Origin of the sequence: Oceanobacillus polygoni (assembly GCF_008304605.1) — a bacterium.
In the GTDB taxonomy this organism is placed as follows: domain Bacteria; phylum Bacillota; class Bacilli; order Bacillales; family Amphibacillaceae; genus Oceanobacillus; species Oceanobacillus polygoni.
On sequence record NZ_PIJY01000001.1, the window covers coordinates 86,561 to 103,102 of the forward strand.

General features: G+C 37.0%; 18 protein-coding genes and 1 riboswitch. Of the genes, 6 read left to right on the plus strand and 12 right to left on the minus strand.

Features of this window, described 5'->3' with window-relative positions:
• Window positions 1-7 precede the first annotated feature (7 nt).
• From F1560_RS00435 to queF, 3 genes are all read right to left on the minus strand, one after another.
• Window positions 8-1,105: a hypothetical protein gene (locus tag F1560_RS00435; RefSeq protein WP_149472708.1), complete on the minus strand. Its 1,098-nt coding sequence runs from the start codon at window positions 1,103-1,105 to the stop codon at window positions 8-10.
• A gap of 42 nt (window positions 1,106-1,147) precedes the next feature.
• The gene (locus F1560_RS00440; protein ID WP_149472709.1) at window positions 1,148-1,363 is read right to left on the minus strand and encodes a hypothetical protein; all 216 of its coding nucleotides are present in this window, start codon (window positions 1,361-1,363) and stop codon (window positions 1,148-1,150) included.
• A 322-nt stretch (window positions 1,364-1,685) separates the two neighbouring features.
• Window positions 1,686-2,174, minus strand: a complete 489-nt coding sequence (gene queF, locus F1560_RS00445; RefSeq protein ID WP_149472710.1) for a preQ(1) synthase — start codon at window positions 2,172-2,174, stop codon at window positions 1,686-1,688.
• Window positions 2,175-2,272: 98 nt separating this feature from the next.
• Window positions 2,273-2,319: riboswitch (PreQ1 riboswitch) on the minus strand.
• A gap of 179 nt (window positions 2,320-2,498) precedes the next feature.
• On the opposite strand from queF, the gene F1560_RS00450 reads away from it, so the two are divergent.
• Window positions 2,499-3,482: a bile acid:sodium symporter family protein gene (locus F1560_RS00450; protein ID WP_149472711.1), complete on the plus strand. Its 984-nt coding sequence runs from the start codon at window positions 2,499-2,501 to the stop codon at window positions 3,480-3,482.
• Window positions 3,483-3,563: 81 nt separating this feature from the next.
• On the opposite strand, the gene F1560_RS00455 is transcribed toward F1560_RS00450, so the two are convergent.
• Together F1560_RS00455 and F1560_RS00460 are read right to left on the minus strand one after the other, a co-directional pair.
• Window positions 3,564-3,905, minus strand: coding sequence for a zinc ribbon domain-containing protein YjdM (locus F1560_RS00455; protein ID WP_149472712.1), 342 nt, complete (start codon window positions 3,903-3,905; stop codon window positions 3,564-3,566).
• A 195-nt stretch (window positions 3,906-4,100) separates the two neighbouring features.
• Window positions 4,101-5,291: a coenzyme F420-0:L-glutamate ligase gene (locus F1560_RS00460; RefSeq protein WP_149472713.1), complete on the minus strand. Its 1,191-nt coding sequence runs from the start codon at window positions 5,289-5,291 to the stop codon at window positions 4,101-4,103.
• Between the two features lie 115 nt (window positions 5,292-5,406).
• Here F1560_RS00460 and F1560_RS00465 point away from each other — a divergent pair, with 115 nt between their 5' ends.
• Entirely contained in the window at window positions 5,407-6,321 is a 915-nt protein-coding gene (locus F1560_RS00465; RefSeq protein ID WP_149472714.1) for a LysR family transcriptional regulator, read from the plus strand.
• 56 nt (window positions 6,322-6,377) lie between these two features.
• Here F1560_RS00465 and F1560_RS00470 read toward each other — a convergent pair whose 3' ends face one another.
• Window positions 6,378-6,593: a DUF2187 family protein gene (locus F1560_RS00470; protein WP_149472715.1), complete on the minus strand. Its 216-nt coding sequence runs from the start codon at window positions 6,591-6,593 to the stop codon at window positions 6,378-6,380.
• A gap of 509 nt (window positions 6,594-7,102) precedes the next feature.
• Here F1560_RS00470 and F1560_RS00475 point away from each other — a divergent pair.
• A complete protein-coding gene (locus tag F1560_RS00475; protein WP_149472716.1) occupies window positions 7,103-8,140 on the plus strand; it encodes a YheC/YheD family protein in 1,038 nt (345 codons plus the stop codon).
• 128 nt (window positions 8,141-8,268) lie between these two features.
• Here the strand turns inward: F1560_RS00475 and F1560_RS00480 are convergent, their stop codons facing one another.
• From F1560_RS00480 to F1560_RS00495, 4 genes are all read right to left on the minus strand, one after another.
• Window positions 8,269-9,123: a hypothetical protein gene (locus tag F1560_RS00480; protein ID WP_149472717.1), complete on the minus strand. Its 855-nt coding sequence runs from the start codon at window positions 9,121-9,123 to the stop codon at window positions 8,269-8,271.
• Complete coding sequence (locus F1560_RS00485) at window positions 9,104-10,057, minus strand: WD40/YVTN/BNR-like repeat-containing protein (protein ID WP_187773586.1); 954 nt, start codon at window positions 10,055-10,057, stop codon at window positions 9,104-9,106. Before F1560_RS00485 ends, F1560_RS00480 begins: the two co-directional genes overlap by 20 nt.
• A gap of 309 nt (window positions 10,058-10,366) precedes the next feature.
• Window positions 10,367-11,413 (minus strand): LLM class flavin-dependent oxidoreductase, encoded by a 1,047-nt coding sequence (locus F1560_RS00490; protein ID WP_149472718.1) that lies wholly within the window; start codon window positions 11,411-11,413, stop codon window positions 10,367-10,369.
• A gap of 15 nt (window positions 11,414-11,428) precedes the next feature.
• Complete coding sequence (locus F1560_RS00495) at window positions 11,429-12,280, minus strand: VOC family protein (RefSeq protein ID WP_149472719.1); 852 nt, start codon at window positions 12,278-12,280, stop codon at window positions 11,429-11,431.
• 266 nt (window positions 12,281-12,546) lie between these two features.
• Between F1560_RS00495 and F1560_RS00500 the strand changes: the two genes are divergently transcribed.
• On the plus strand, window positions 12,547-12,870 hold the full coding sequence (locus tag F1560_RS00500) for a winged helix-turn-helix transcriptional regulator (RefSeq protein ID WP_149472720.1): 324 nt from the start codon (window positions 12,547-12,549) through the stop codon (window positions 12,868-12,870).
• A gap of 94 nt (window positions 12,871-12,964) precedes the next feature.
• On the opposite strand, the gene F1560_RS00505 is transcribed toward F1560_RS00500, so the two are convergent.
• Complete coding sequence (locus F1560_RS00505) at window positions 12,965-13,909, minus strand: aldo/keto reductase (RefSeq protein ID WP_149472721.1); 945 nt, start codon at window positions 13,907-13,909, stop codon at window positions 12,965-12,967.
• Between the two features lie 153 nt (window positions 13,910-14,062).
• Between F1560_RS00505 and F1560_RS00510 the strand changes: the two genes are divergently transcribed.
• Window positions 14,063-14,818, plus strand: a complete 756-nt coding sequence (locus tag F1560_RS00510; protein ID WP_281292615.1) for an IclR family transcriptional regulator — start codon at window positions 14,063-14,065, stop codon at window positions 14,816-14,818.
• A 21-nt stretch (window positions 14,819-14,839) separates the two neighbouring features.
• Entirely contained in the window at window positions 14,840-15,988 is a 1,149-nt protein-coding gene (locus F1560_RS00515) for an NADH-dependent flavin oxidoreductase (RefSeq protein WP_149472723.1), read from the plus strand.
• A gap of 57 nt (window positions 15,989-16,045) precedes the next feature.
• Here F1560_RS00515 and F1560_RS00520 read toward each other — a convergent pair whose 3' ends face one another.
• A complete protein-coding gene (locus F1560_RS00520) occupies window positions 16,046-16,507 on the minus strand; it encodes a VOC family protein (RefSeq protein ID WP_149472724.1) in 462 nt (153 codons plus the stop codon).
• Between the last annotated feature and the right edge of the window lie 35 nt (window positions 16,508-16,542).

Genomic DNA, 16,542 nt, shown 5'->3' on the forward strand with positions numbered 1-16,542 from the left:
AAATTTTTTAACAGCATGGGAGTAGCTTCACGAACCCTCTTAATTCATAAATTGTTTCACCACAACATGTTTTTGTAATGGGATCACTAATTGTAACATTTTGAACGGTAGCATTATCTAAAAATGCTGGGTCGTTACAAAAACTTCTACTATTTAAACAACCAATGCAAAGTATTTTATTAAAACACACACGATCATTACTACAAATATAACTTGTGGCATCGTTATCAAGCTGTCGTATAGGAATTAAGCCTCTTAATGGAATCTCGCCAATCCCTCTTACCGCATTTACGCTTACGAAACAAGTCATACTTCCACTTCCACAGCTACATGGATCAGGAATTGTCGCTGGAACTTTTATCGGCTCCGTTGCACAACGTAGGTACCTTTCTCTTGAGGGATCAATTACAACCTCAAGACTTCTTTCTGTATCAAGTGTATATCCATACGGAACGACTACCTTCCAATGGAATGGCACTACTCTGTCAATAAGGATATAATCATCCCCATTATAGATCCAAAACAATTGTGTCTGATTTAGCTCTCCCTTCGGTCCATTAACCGTTTGAAGTGGGGTAAAATTTTCCGGAGGATTATATTCAAATATAGAGCTCGAGCCGCCAGCACCACTTGCCAAACCAACTAATGGAAATGCGGGGTCAGCATCACCAGCTGGAAAAGTATTATCAAGTGTGTCATAACCAAACCCAATCATACCCGTGTTATAAAGAACTACTTGGAATGTATTAATAGGAGGATGAAATGCACCAAAGTAATAGGGGAGGTTGATATACGAAACGATGAATCGATCAGGTAATTGTTGATAAAACACACCACCACCAACTCCGGCGAAGGATGGATGTAAATCAATCCAGTATGGAGCTATCCTCGGTAAATTATTGATAAATCTATCGAAACTCGGTGTGTAAGCGGTGTCCGGACCTCCGAAAGTTAGATTTCCATTCGAATTAATATATACAGACGAGTAAGTAGTTCCATAAAAAGAGAAGGTAAAGTTTTCCGTGAAATCTACTTCTGCAAAATCATCATCGGTAAAGTTTAAATTTGTCCCAAAATCAGGACCTTCATTAAATAAACATGGCATTTTTTTCTCACCCTTTAATCTTGAGATTTAAAGAAACACCTGTTATGAAACAAGGTATCGAAGCTGTTTAAGACGTTCCAAACCAACTTCATTCAAATTGCCTTCAGCAAGTAGCTCATTAATTGCAGCTAAATAGCTCGTTATCACCTTAGAAGAATTACTAGCTTTCAATTTCGAAATAAAAGAATCCTCGTATAGATCGTAATGATTATCGTTTGTTACAATCATGACCAATTGTTGCTTATATCTCTCCTTCAATCATTTCACCTTCCTTCTTTTTGCCTGTATACAATTTATACTATTGTTCTTTTTACGTAATAGCTTGTATTCCTACCTAAACGTTGCTCCCATTTTCTCTAAATACCTCAAAAAAAGGCGATTTACCAAGAACAAAGTAGGTAGATTACATAGTCTAATTTTTTGTATACATTAAAAAACTACCTTGTTCGAGCACCAAGGTAGTTTTATATTTAATATTTTCTAGTCTTAGCCTACTTTCATTAGTAGCTGTGACCATTTTAATTTTCTAACCATTTTCATAAATAAAGAAGACTCGCAGCCGCCCTCTCTCAAACTAATTTTAGCGATTATCAACTTTTTCAGGATACATATCATGGTTCATCATACGGTGCTCTGCCATTTGTTCATATTTCGTCCCAGGTTTACCATAGTTGCAATATGGGTCAATGGAAATACCACCACGTGGTGTAAATTTCCCCCATACTTCAATATAACGCGGGTCCATTAGCTTGATTAAATCGTTCATGATAACATTTACACTATCCTCATGAAACCCGCCATGGTTACGATAGCTGAATAAATACAGTTTAAGAGATTTACTCTCTACCATTTTTACTTCAGGTATGTAACTAATATAAATCGTTGCAAAATCGGGTTGCCCCGTCATTGGGCATAACGTTGTAAACTCCGGAAAATTCAATTTCACAAAATAATCCCGATCTTGATGATTATTTTCAAATGCTTCCAGCACTTCCGGGTTATACTCATATACATAAGAAGTTCCTTGGTTCCCTAATAAAGTCAGTCCTGACAAATCTTGTTCCTTCATGTAATTACCTCCACTTGTTTGTTTTTAGACAAAAGTCTATTTTGCAGACCTACCAAAAAAAGCCGTGTACCCTAAGGCACACGACTTCAATCGCATCATATTCCTTAGTTTTTTATAGAGGGTTAGCGCTAAGAACCTCTTTCGCATATTTACGAGCTTATTATATAGAGGAAATTTATATATGTCAATTTGTACAAAACAGCATGAGCGATAGTTTTAAGGTTAATTTTCTATTTCTATAGATTTTTCTGTTAATAAGCGTTATAATATGTAGAATTTCTATTTTTTAAAAATTCACTACACAAAAAAAGGAGTCTGCACAACATGAAAGCAATCAACTTTATCAGTAATTTTTCCAACAAGAATTTCGCTTTAATCACAATCATTATTGCAATCATTGCCTTTAATTTGCCAGATCAATTTTCCTGGCTCAATTCCTACATCAGTATTCTTCTGGGAATCGTTATGTTTGGGATGGGACTTACATTGAAACCAGTCGATTTCAAAATTGCTTTGACAAAACCAAAACCGGTTATCGCTGGTGTCGTGCTGCAATATACAGTCATGCCACTCATTGCGTTTACCATTGCCAAGCTATTAAATCTCCCGCCAGAATTGGCAGCAGGGATCATTCTTGTTGGATGTGTACCAGGTGGCACGGCATCAAACGTAATGGTCTACCTTGCAAAAGGGAATGTACCATTGTCTGTTGCAATGACATCGATATCTACGATGCTTGCGCCGATTATGACACCAACCCTTTTATATTTATTGGCAGGACATTGGATGCCAGTTAATCCATTCCAAATGTTTTGGTCGATTATTCAAGTGATTATCATTCCAATTATTCTCGGAATAGTCATACAAAAATACTTTCCTGTGGCAGTGGAAAAAAGTGTCCAAGCCTTGCCATTCATTTCAGTTGTTGCCGTTTCAGGAGTAGTAGCAGCAGTTGTTTCTGGAAATACGGAGAATATTGCTTCAGCAGGAATACTTGTCTTTATCACGGTAATCCTGCATAACCTTTCTGGATTATTTCTCGGCTACGTCATTGCTACGCTATTAAGGCTTGACGCTGATACGAGACGCGCTATTTCATTCGAAGTAGGCATTCAAAATGCTGGCCTTGGTGTATCACTTGCCAATACGCATTTTCCAACTATGCCACTAACAGCATTACCCGGGGCAGTAGCGGTCGTAACCCACGTTATTAACGGATCGATTCTTGCGACTTTCTGGTCAAGAAAACCGTTGAAGCAAGAAAAATTACAAGGAAAAGAAATCATAGAAATGAAAAAAACAGTTTAGAAACATGGAAAGGACTTGGCTCATTACTACTTTTATGAGCTAAGTCCTTTTTCCATTAATATGATAAGGTTCTAATTTCGCCTAAACCTTTTTAACAAATTCAGATTTCAATTTCATCGCTCCAAAACCATCGATTTTACAGTCGATATCGTGATCGCCATCTACCAAACGAATATTTTTTACTTTCGTTCCTACTTTTACGACAGACGAGCTTCCTTTTATTTTCAGATCTTTAATTACAGTGATTGTATCACCGTCTTTTAAAACATTTCCATTTGCATCTCTAATCACTTTCTCATCTTCCATGTTTTCTCCAGCTGCCTCTAAAGTCCATTCGTGTGCACACTCTGGACACACGAAAAAATTCCCGTCTTCATATGTATACTCCGAATTACATTTTGGACAATTTGGTACTTCAATCATCTTCCAATTCCTCCATCCACAAAATAACTAGAAATCATCTATATGCACTTATCATGCCATATACTCCTGGCATTAACAACTTTCTCTAAATTGTATAATGAGAGTTCCGCGGATCCCACCTCAAATGATGACAGAACTAAAATAAGCAATGCTAGAAAATAGCCTAGCATTGCTTATTCAGAATTCCATATTCACTTATTTCGTATAATTATCAAAATATCCTTGAATAAAGACGATCGGTGTACCTTTATCGCCACTTCCTGAAGTTAAGTCAGCAAGGGAACCAATTAAGTCTGTAAGCTTTCTTGGCGTTGTTCCTTGTGCTTCCATTGCTCCAACAAGATCCTCATCTTTTTCATCAATAAATTTAGAGATTGCTTGTTGTAGTTCTTCCCCTTTTAAATCGGAAAAATTATTATCTGCAAGATATTTTAATTTTACTTCATTCGGTGTTCCATCTAGTCCAGCTGTATAAGCAGGAGATACTACTGGATCTGCAAGCTCCCAGATCTTACCTACTGGATCTTTAAATGCTCCATCCCCATAAATCATTACCTCAACATTTTTTCCTGTTTTCTCCTGCAACATGCTTTGGATACGGTCCACTGTCGGCTGACAATTGCGAGGGAAAAGCTTTACCTTATCTTCTGTTGATTTATTTGAACCTAACAGACCATATTTCTCATTATATCCGCTGCCATCAATCGAATCGGCTAATATATTATCAAGGCTATATACCTTCTCGCCACCGTTTGCTTCTAAAATTCTTTTCGTTCTAAATCTTGTGTGAATGTCACAAGTAAGCACACTCTTTGTATAGTCTAGAATTGACTTCGGATTATTCGAGAAGATAACCTCACATTCAACTCCAAATTCCTCAATTAGTGATTTATAATACTCAATATAATCTACACCCGTAAATGTATGCTTCAAATATCCAAAGTAATCACGAAATTGGTTTTCTGTTAAAACATCCGTCCAAGGATTAACGCCTTTTTCATCAAGCATATCAATACTCACTAAGTGATTACCAACCTCATCTGAAGGATAGCTGAGCATTAATACAATTTTCTTAGCACCTTTTGCAATTCCGCGAAGAATATTTGCAAAGCGATTTCTACTTAAGATTGGGAAGATAACACCAATTGTATCATCCTCAAATTTCGTATGGACATCCTTTGCTATGGCTTCAATTGTAGCGTAGTTGCCTTGCGCACGAGCAACAATTGATTCTGTCAAAGCAACAACATCTTTATCTTTAATTTGAAACTTTTCTACCTCAGCAGCATTTAACACACTATCTACAACGATCTCCTCAATATTATCACCTTGATTGATGATTGGACAACGGAGACCTCTAACTACAGTTCCAACTACTCTTTCCAATAGAATCGCTCCTTCAATGTTAATTTCATTATGTATCTCTTTACTTGTAATATACACGGTATTAATGATATAAGTAAAATGAATATCACTAATATCAGATATAAGGAGCACTTATATGGCAAGTAAATTAGATTTATATAAGATATTTTGTAGGGTCGGCAAAACGAATAGTTTTTCAAAAGCTGCGGAGAGCCTTTATATGACGCAACCTGCAGTTAGCCAAGCAATCATGCAATTAGAAAGAGATTTGGATACCCGACTTTTCAAGCGAACACCCAAAGGAGTCACATTGACACATGAGGGCGAGCTTTTATTTGAGTATGCGAATTCCGCAATTAATTTAATTGATGTCGGTGAGGAAAAAATATTAGAATTTAAAAATTTAACGACAGGAGAGCTAAAGATAGGAGTAGGAGACACGATTTCCCAGCATTTCTTACTTCCATATTTAGAAGACTTTCATCATAAATATCCTAAAATTAAATTTAATATTGTTAATGGAACGACCTTGGAGCTCTGTTCAGCTTTAAAGTCAGGTGAAGTTGACATTATTCTATGTAATTTCCCTTTAAACGATCCAACATTAGAGCAAATCCCTTGTATGGACACCCATGATATCTTTGTTTGCGGTGAAAAGTTTAAATATGTATTATCAAAATCGTTAAGTTTCGATGAATTAGTAAAGCTTCCTTTAATATTTCTGGAACCTAAGTCAAATTCGAGGAGATATGTGGAAAATTATTTGAAATCAAAGGGAATAACGATCGCTCCAGAAATGGAATTAGGCTCACATAATTTATTATTGGAATTTGCCAAAATAAATTTAGGGATTGCATGTGTGACAAGAGAATTCTCCCGCAACTATTTAAATAATGGATTATTATATGAAGTGAATTTAGAAGAAGAAATTCCAAATAGAAGCATTGGAATCTGTTTTTTAAAAAGTGTTCCTTTATCCCCGGCTTCTACAAGATTTGTAAAAATTATCCAAGGGAAGTCTGTTGGATATAGTCCACTATTATCCTTATAATCGAGCTCATTTAATGAAAGTGGATCACCGTATGGCGATCCACTTTCATTAAATACTTATTTCATTCGTTTATAATTTTTATGATTCACAACTGTTTTAATTGGTTCTCCAGTTCCCTTATTATTACCAATTTTGACAATCACAGAGTTTTCGCGAATCATTAGAACCTCTCCAGTTTTACCTTTTTGTTCCCCTTTTATGATTTGGATTTTATCCCCCTCATTCACCTTCTTTTTTGTATCAACATTTGCTTCGTTAGTCTCTTCTGACATATCATTTCCTCCTTTAAAACACCATAACTATCGTACTAATTAGTGACTTTCATTTACCTCATTTTTACACTTAAGCTTATCTTACAATATCTTATAACTATCTTCACTTATTTAGCCCTCTAAACAGACTTTGCACATGATGAATTAGACTGTTTCGATATTGCAACGTGCTATGTAAACTTCACATTAAAGATTGTCCCCTACACGTTTATCATGTTCTATTCCATCTGTCAAGTTAATGAACCTAACTATAATACTAAAATTCTCTTACTTGTGAAAACATTTTATATTTCCATTTCCGTTTTCCATACTTTTCTTTCATTTCCTAACTCTGTTTATTCTGTTAAACCACTGAAATATACATCATTAAATTGCAATAATTATCATCACATTGTTAGCTTATAGCTGTTTGTTAAAAACCTAGAAAAGGGTAGTATATAGTATAAGGTAAATTCCTATTCTAGAAAATATGTATTGAAACCAACTGTAGTTAAAGGACGTGTGTAACATTGCAAATTTGCTTTATGCGTAATCGCAGAAAACCGTCGAAATACGCAAGACTACTATCAAAAGCTGCTAAATATTATGGTATTGACTTAATTTATTGTCATCCAACAGATATTGATATCGAGGAAGAAATTATTCATGGGAAAATGCTTAGGAATAACGAATGGGTTCCTAAAGATGTTTCAATCCCCCCATTTATTGATTTAAGCAGCTATTGTTATAAATATAAAAAAGAAATCAGATTTTTAAAGGAAAGAAGCCTGTTGTCAAGCTACGGTAAATTTGGCTCGAAGGAAAAAGTATATAATATGCTTGAAAAAGATGGGGAATTTAAACACTTACTCATCCCTTCCCAACCTGTTGATCATTTCGAAGGCTTCTATAACTTCTTAAATGAACACAAAGAAATTATTGCAAAACCTAAAAACGGACAAAAGGGTGAGGGAATATTTCTAATCTCCATGAAAAATGACAGCTATATAATAAGCTATGAGAATCAGGAAAGACACATTTCATCGGCAGAACTAAAAGCATTTTTTGAGGATCGGATCAATCCTAAAGTATATCTATTTCAAAAATATATCGAGTCTAAATCAAAAGCTGGCGATCCCTTTGATTGCCGAATTCGACTCGAAAAGGATGGAAATGGCGAATGGAGTGTCCCTATTTACCTCGTTAGAATCGGAACAAACCAAAAGGTCGTTTCGAATGTAGCGCAAGGCGGCAGTGTTAGTTCATTAACGCCTTTCTTAAAAGCAAACTATGAAGAGAATTGGAAAGAAATTCGAGATTCCATCAAACAAGTAGGAAAGACGCTGCCATATAAAATTGAGAAATTAACAAAGCCGGCTACCTCGATGGGAATTGACATTGGTATTGATAAGCATGGAGAGCTTTACTTGTTTGAAGTAAACTCTGCACCTGGAGTAGAGTTTGGCACTGGAGAAATTGCAAGCGTAAAAGCTGATTATTATCATTATATTTTAAATGAAATCTCCAATCGATCTGTTCAACAAGTTAAGGAGATACAGTACTCTTAAATAATCTTTTGCAGATTTACAAATAAGTAAACATGATCCCCACGCCTTAGTAAGGTACGGGGATCACATTATTATTTAACGGCTTGTGCAGCAACCCGCTGCATGAATAAAGGAGATTCAATATCTAATTAGGATTTCGATAATACAATCGGCTCATTTTTCTCCATCGTTGCTTTGTATAAAAGAATATTCCCTTCGTTCGCTTCAACCGTTCCTGTATCGACTTGAAAATTTTCTTGTAATGCGATCGTCCAAGCTGCTTCACCATTCTTTTTTAAAACGATTGCAAGTGTACCAAACTGATCAATATCATCCCATTGGAACATTTCTGTTTCACCATTATCAGTCACCATAATTCCTTCCGGACCGCTAACCAGCTCGATGTTATCACCTTGCCAGTTGCCATGTGTTTGTGCTCCAACGTAATAATAGGAAATGCCACTTCCACGATCTCCATAAGTAGCAATGAACTGCTGCGTTGTATTATTTGCTGCTTTATACGTAACTGCTCCAACATCATCCGCTAACCACTCAACTTGAAATTCACCTATTTTCTTATCTGGTAATACTTCCTTCGGGCGAGCGAGAATACCATAATACGATCGATAATAAACAGCTTCACCACTTTCCACATTTTCTTTAATGGAGAGGACATGCTTCCAATCTGGCGATATACTTGTGATATTTTTAATCTCATTGTTGCTACTAATTAGCAGAACAACATGCCCGATAATAAGAAGTACCGAAATGCTAGAGATAATCGTTATTAATTTTCTAGTTGATGGAAGAATCAGCAAGATCGCTAGCGTTAGGATAATCAGACAAACAATATTTATGATATAAAATAATCGATTATCCACATAGTCTACTTGGAATCTTTCGTGAAAGACAAGGTATCCTATTTGCATACAGAAAAATCCGTTTGCTACGAGAAATAATACCCATCCAATGACTTTTTTCGTTTTACTCGTGTTCTGCTTCATCTGGTGGAACCTCCTCTGAAAAATTCCATGTTTTACCATTATCCGATGAAATAAATTCCCCTTTGACGAGACCACCTGCATAATCACCATTCGGCCCTTGATTTATCAATACCTTTAACTGCTCTTCCTCTTTTACTGGCGGTTCTGCTATTACAAAGACCCCATAATATTTCTCAGGTATATGAATGGATGCCTGATTCCACGTATTTCCCCCGTCCTCGGTAACATAAAGCGTCGGTTCTATCGGATTAATCGTTCCAAAGGAAAGAAATCCTGTAGACTCATCTACAAAGCCACCATCCGAAATGAGGCGTGTCACTTCTGTATAGGTTGTTTCTTCCCAGTTCTTCCCACCATCATGTGTTAGAAAGACTACGGAATATTCTTGGGACATTGTTCGATCACCAGAGATAATCGCATATCCAAACTCATCGTTTAAAAAGTCTACTTTCCTAAAACGCATCATCAGAAAGGATTCGGAAACAACGGATTTCTCCCATGTTTCACCTTGATCGATAGAATAAAGAAATACGATTTGTTGGGCTTCCCAATTGGTTCCTTCTGAATAGAGGAAACCAGTTCGATCTTCCATTAGAACATAGCTATTTTCAATCAGCTCTTGTCCGTTCCCATTATATTCACCAACAAATAGCTGGTCCTTCTCAACCGGAACCGCAACCCAATCCTCGCCATTATTAAAGCTAACGTTAAGTTGATCGTTTTGTAAGGAATACGAAACGGCTTCGTCTATGTTAACGGGTTGTATTTGCTCCGGTTGCGCTTGTTCTAATTCTTCCTGGCTATTCTCCTGCGAGTTATTTAACAGTGCAGATTGTGGGAGCGTGACTTGATTAGAGCTCTGGTGATAGATTACTGCCATTATGACAAGAGCAATTACCATCACACCCGCTCCTAATAATAGATAACGTTTCACGTATTCACTCCTTTATAGTAAGTCTTTTCAAGGGTCTTCTGTTATCAAACGATATCTTCCAAACTTCCAATTATTACTAGAATAGCACAAATTCTTATAAAAATTAGGAATACATTTGCCAAATAATTTACCAAGCAATTAAATTCAATATTTGTGTTTTCTTACTGTGTCCGATTTCCTCATAAAAAAAGAGGCAGTTCATCAAAAATCGTTACTAACGATTTCCTGAACAACCTCTTTCCATTTTTATAAGGAGCTTCTTAAAAAGCAACGCCATATTTATGTTATCGAAACGTCCTAGCTCGTTGCCTACTTCAGCATTGGCATAACCTCAGTTGCAAGTAATTCTATATTTTTCTGTACTTTATCAAACGGTAGTCCACCAATATCGATTTGCGCCAGAAAACGTGTATGTCCATATAACTCATGCTGCCTAAGGATCTTCTCGACAACTTGTTCTGGACCTCCAACAAATAATGCTGTTTCAGGACTGGCCATCTGTTCAAAGTCACTTCTTGACATTCGTGTTCCCATCCCACGCTGACGATTGACATAATTCCAATAGTTGGCGTAATACGGATAAAACTCATCCTTGGCTGCTTCTGTTGTTTCAGCAAGATAAGTATGACCTGTGACACCAACAGTTAGCTTATCCGGAGAATGCCCTGCCTCCAAGCCTGCTTTGCGATAGATATCAACCAGCGGCTTAAAACGCATTGGATCACCACCCAATATCGCGATCGCCATACCTACACCGAGTCTCCCCGCACGAGCAGCACTTTCCGGTGTCCCGCCAACTCCAATCCAAATTGGCAACTGTTCTTGTACAGGACGTGGTGAGATTTCCGCATTCTTTAACGATGAACGGAACTTTCCATCCCAAGAAACAATTTCATTTTCATTGAGCTTTAAAAGTAGATCCATATGTTCGCTAAACAGCTCATTATAATCATTTGTATCATAACCAAATAAGGGGAAAGATTCGATAAAAGCTCCTCGACCAGCTAAAATTTCTGCACGACCATTTGAAATTAAATCCAATGTAGCAAAGTCTTCAAATAAGCGAACAGGGTCAAGTGTACTGATAACGCTAGTAGCGCTCGTTAATCGAATCCGATTTGTCGCATTAGCAATCGCAGCTAATACCACAGCTGGCGAGGAGACTGCATAATCTAATCGATGATGTTCCCCTACCCCAAAGATAGCTAGACCGGCTTCTTCCGCCAGTTTTGCTGCCTCAATCATTTCATCTATTCGTTGCTTCATACCAATTGTTTTTCCCGTTACTGGATCTGGACCTATATCCGCAAGTGTGTAAATCCCGATTTCAATTCCATTTTCTTTTAACGTTGACAATGCCTCTTCCACCTCTTAGATCGTTAACTCAATCCGATTTCCGGACGGATCATACGTCATTCTTCTTCCTGCTTCTTCTGTTACCGCAACACCGATTTTCTCCAAGTTAGCGACTGTTTCATTAATCGCTTCTTCATTCGGTAAAACAAGTGTATATGATTCCATACCTACACTGTTTTCAGCTGGCTTCGGTGCTCCAACTCCATTCCATGTATTGACTCCGATATGATGATGGTATTTGTCTTTTGAAAGGAATAGTGCCTGTCTTCCATAGCGATTCACAACATCAAATCCAAGACCTTTCACATAAAATTCCTCTGTCTTTTCCAGTTCGGAAACATGTAAATGAATATGTCCCATCAGTGTTTCTTTAGGCATTCCTTCCCATGCTTCACCTGGTACACGATTCTTTAATAACCTGTCAAAATCCAATGGATCTACTGCCATTGCAACTTCTTCACCAGTCCAGCTCCACTCTGATGGATCACGATCAATATAGATTTCAATCTCGTTTCCATCAGGATCATGTAAATACAATGCTTCACTTACAAGATGATCTGATGAACCGAAACGAATACCTTTTTCAGAAAAATGCACAACAATATTAGCCAAATCCTTTTTTGCAGGCAATAGCAGTGCAAAATGATACAACCCAGTCGTTCTTCCTTGTTTTGGAATAACATCTTCTGGTTGCGTAAGTGATAAAATGCTCGTCTTCCCGTCTGTTGTCAGTTTTGCTGTATGAGCTGTTTGTTCTAATATATCGAAACCAATTATTTCTTGATAATACTGTAAAGACCTTGCTAAATTTTCTACCTTTATGTTGACATGACCAACGAATGTCGTTGGTTTAGTGTGGAACCCCATAATCATCCTCCTCGTTTTTATTTCAATTAAATAGTTTATTTGCTAAAATAAGCCTAATTCTTCGTCTGCTGTTTAGAATGAAACATTGATAATTCTAACCATAACCTTCTCTAGTTCTAATTTATTCATTTATTTAATCTTTTTCACTAGATTACTTTATGTAACTAAGTTTATTATTTGAATTAAATATTGTCAAGTAATAAATTTTATAATTATAACAAGATAACTTTTTATGTTATACTTTAAAATAAGCGAGGTGAACATAATTGGCACAACCGACAATCTGTCCAAAGTTTGAAAAAGCCATCTCATTGTTAAGTCAAAGGTGGACGGCATTAGTAGTTTATCAATTATTACTAGGAACACAACGGTTTAGTGAAATCCAATCAGCTATCGGCATAAGTGGTAAAGTATTATCCGACCGTTTAAAGGATTTAGAAAGGCAAGAAATCGTGAAACGTGAAGTTATTCCAGATACACCAGTGATTATTGAATACTCTTTAACAGAAAAAGGACGTTCAATGGAACCGATATTGCGAACGATCGAGAACTGGTCACAAGATTGGTTTCAATCCGAATCTGAGGTATGACTGCTTGAATATCCAGTTAACGAGGAAGGGTTGTCCTCCAAAATCATGTTGACTGATTTTGGAGGACAACCCTTTTATCTTTACTCGTTTTTATTTACTCGTTTTTATTTAAAATTTCGCCGATTGCTTGCAGCTCTTCCTTCGATAATCGAATGTCACTTGCTTTAACATTTTCGCGAATTCGCTCTTTGCGTTTACCACCTGGAATTACTGCATCTACACCTTCCTGAGCAAGCAGCCATGCTAGTGCTAAATTCGGCAAAGTTGTATTCTTACGTGCAGCAACCTTGTTTAATTCATCTACTTTATCAAGTGTTTGAATATACTGTTCGCCTTGGAATAAAGGAATAGAATTACGCCAATCCGCAGCATCTAATTTAGTCTCTTTTGTAAATCCTCCACCTAATAATCCAAATGCTAGTGGACCATATGGAATGAAAGAAATGTTATTTTCTCTTGTGTATGGCAATAATTCTTCCTCAGATGATCGATCTAACATATTGTATGGTGATTGCAAGACAGAAATGTCACCATGGGCATCCGCTTCTTTTAACTGCTCAATTGATAGATTTGAAACCCCAATCGAACGAATTTTCCCTTCTTCCTTTAGACGAGCTAATTCACCAATTGATTCGGAAAAAGGCGTTTTATTATCTGGGAAGTGCAAATAATATAAGTCTACATAGTCTAATTGCAACCTTTGTAAACTTTTTTCAACCGCTTCTCTCAAGTATTCTGGTCGATTATCAGCTTTCACATCATCCAAATTCGTAAAATTTTGTGCTCCCTTTGTTGCAATAATAAAATCATCACGTTCAAATTCTTTTAATACTTCACCAACTAATTCTTCCGAACGGCCAAGACCGTAAATGTCAGCAGTATCAATAAATGTTACCCCAAGGTTAAGTGCTTCCCTTACTAAATCTTTTCCATCTTGTTCGTTTAAATTTTGGAATAAATTATGACCACCAACTGCATTTGTACCAAGTCCAATGGCCGATATTTCCAAATTTGATTTCTTTAGCTTTGTATAATTCATGTTTTTTCCTCCTTGTATTTGAGTAGCTATAGCATAATTTCTGCATGTAAAAACTACAAATACACTCGGTAAAGTTTCAAATAATGAAACTCACTATGATTATTTTGTAGTAAACTATCAAAACACCTATACTACAAAAGACGGGGTGATGAAATCGCACAAAATCAAGTTTCCACATTAAGAAAAGGACTTCTCGTATTAGAACTGGTTAAACAAAATGAAGGAATTACTTTAGCCGAGGTGATGAAGAAGCTTCATTTAAGTAAGTCTACAGCATTCCGATTATTAACGACCTTAGAAGAAATGAAATATATCTATAAAATTCAAACAGCGTATTTCTTTAATCCAAAGATATTTCTTGGTGAATCTGAAAAACGTCCCTCAAAGGGCTGGACATCGTTACGTTCCATTTACCAAGCAGCGGAAAACCTGCAAATGAGTACGTATTTAGGAAAAGTAGATGGTACCGACTTAGTTATGACCCAGGTATTACATGCTCCTTTCCAGCAATCAGCAGACGACGAAATGGGTAACCGCTCTAAATTACATCAATCTGCTTTAGGTAAAGTAATTTTAGCACATTTAGATGAGGTCAAATTAACCTCCTTACTCGATAAAATGTCACTGGAACCTGCAACAGTCAATACGTTTCAAGACTCCCAATTATTTCGTTATCATTTAAAGGCGATACATGAAGATGGATACGCCTTTGATGACGAAGAACGAGCTGTTGGTCTCCGTTGCGTTGCTGTACCAGTATTTTGCAATAAGAAAGTCATTGCTGCATTAGCTATTGCGGCACCAACAACTCAACTACCACGTAGCAGCGTCAAACAAATTGCTACAAAATTAAATGTCGGTAGTAAGGCAATAACACAGGAAATAGAGGCTTTAGATAATATACATTAATTTATGTAACGGAGGAATAACATGAAACGCAACGAGCAACATTTATTTCAAGATTTTACATTTAAAAATGGTCTCCACGTAAGAAATCGTCTGATGATGGCACCAATGACGACTTTTTCCGCAGATAGCAATGACTATGTTTCACAAGAGGAGCTGGATTATTATCAAGAACGAGCAAATGGAATAGGTACGATTATTACTGCTTGTGCCTATGTATCTAAAAATGGTAAGGGCTTTGATGGCCAAATGGGTATCGATCACGATGGGACAATTGATGGTCTTACGAAGCTTGCTGAAGTTATCCATGCTGGGGGAGCAAAAGGGATTGTTCAACTTTACCATGGAGGCCGTTTAGCAGTACCAAGACTTACTCCAAATGGTGAAACTGTGAGTGCCAGCGCAGTTCCACCTCTTGGAGATCGTGGATTCTATAGTATCGAGCAAGTACCACGCGCATTAACAACAGAAGAAGTATATGAAATTATCGCAGATTTTGGTGAGGCAACACGCCGTGCAATTGAGGCTGGATTTGATGGTGTTGAACTGCATGGAGCAACAGGTTACTTACTCCAACAATTCGTTTCACCACATTCTAACCTAAGAACAGACGAATTTAAAGATCGCCACCTATTCGCATTAAAATTAATCGAAGAAGTAAAACAAGTCGTCCAAAAACATGCAACTAAACCATTCCTAATCGGTTATCGTTTTTCACCGGAAGAACCAGAAACGCCAGGAATCACCATGAAGGAAACCTTTGCTTTATTAGATGCGTTAATTCAAGCAGACCTTGATTATCTACATATTGCAACGACGAATGCATGGGCAAAATCCCGCCGTGGCATTGTAAGTGAGAAATCACGTACCGAATTAATTGCCGAATACGTTGACGGGCGTGTACCAGTAATTGGTGTCGGTAACGTTCATACACCGGATGATGCTGCACTTGTGTTAGAAAAAGGAAAAACAGACTTTGTTGCGCTTGGAAGAGCTATTGTCATTGACCCACACTGGGTTGAAAAAGCGGATGCTGATAAAGGAGACACGATTATTCATCACTTAACAGAAAATGATCAACAAAACGCAGTCATCCCAACACCGTTGTGGAAATTAATTTTAGAAGTTAAAGGCTGGTTTCCGGTTAAAGAAATAGAGGAAAGCATGTATTAACTTTTTCATTAGGCTTATAACAAAGTAGCTTCATAGCTACTTTGTTATAAAATAATACTATGCATGGGCATTCAATTCTTCCCATTCACTTAAATACATACGCTTTGTTATTTTTTTAGGATTTTCTAGTTTGCATATTAGTTCCAAGCTATTCCCATCCGGATCATTGAAATGGATCTTAGCATGAGCGTAGCTATCATGCGCCATTACGAACGGCTCTACTGGTTTAAAACCAAATGCCTCCCTTGGTTCACACCCTTTACTTTGCAGCCAGCCAACTGACTTTTTTAGGTCCTCCAATGAAACTTGGAATGCAATATGTCTTATTGAAGGATGGTATTCTAGCTGTACGTTTTCTGATTCCCATAATCCTAGCCAGCTTTTATCTTTTTCAATCCATAAGAATGCCAGCCTCTCTTCAACAATATGGTCAAGCTCCAAACCTAGATTTTCGTAAAATTCAATTGACCTTTTTAAATTACTCACTGGCAAATGCGCTTCGTATAATCCTTTAATCATTATAAGTTGTTCTCCTCTTGTTCCTTGTCTTTTTC

What these genes read in the sequence shown, in the direction of transcription:
- F1560_RS00465 (WP_149472714.1), top strand. Translation starts at nt 5,407, where the DNA reads ATGGCAAGTAAATTAGATTTATATAAGATATTTTGTAGGGTCGGCAAA.
- F1560_RS00480 (WP_149472717.1), bottom strand. Translation starts at nt 9,123, where the DNA reads ATGAAGCAGAACACGAGTAAAACGAAAAAAGTCATTGGATGGGTATTA.
- F1560_RS00470 (WP_149472715.1), bottom strand. Translation starts at nt 6,593, where the DNA reads ATGTCAGAAGAGACTAACGAAGCAAATGTTGATACAAAAAAGAAGGTG.
- F1560_RS00450 (WP_149472711.1), top strand. Translation starts at nt 2,499, where the DNA reads ATGAAAGCAATCAACTTTATCAGTAATTTTTCCAACAAGAATTTCGCT.
- queF (WP_149472710.1), bottom strand. Translation starts at nt 2,174, where the DNA reads ATGAAGGAACAAGATTTGTCAGGACTGACTTTATTAGGGAACCAAGGA.
- F1560_RS00495 (WP_149472719.1), bottom strand. Translation starts at nt 12,280, where the DNA reads ATGGGGTTCCACACTAAACCAACGACATTCGTTGGTCATGTCAACATA.
- F1560_RS00520 (WP_149472724.1), bottom strand. Translation starts at nt 16,507, where the DNA reads ATGATTAAAGGATTATACGAAGCGCATTTGCCAGTGAGTAATTTAAAA.
- F1560_RS00505 (WP_149472721.1), bottom strand. Translation starts at nt 13,909, where the DNA reads ATGAATTATACAAAGCTAAAGAAATCAAATTTGGAAATATCGGCCATT.
- F1560_RS00455 (WP_149472712.1), bottom strand. Translation starts at nt 3,905, where the DNA reads ATGATTGAAGTACCAAATTGTCCAAAATGTAATTCGGAGTATACATAT.
- F1560_RS00435 (WP_149472708.1), bottom strand. Translation starts at nt 1,105, where the DNA reads ATGCCATGTTTATTTAATGAAGGTCCTGATTTTGGGACAAATTTAAAC.
- F1560_RS00515 (WP_149472723.1), top strand. Translation starts at nt 14,840, where the DNA reads ATGAAACGCAACGAGCAACATTTATTTCAAGATTTTACATTTAAAAAT.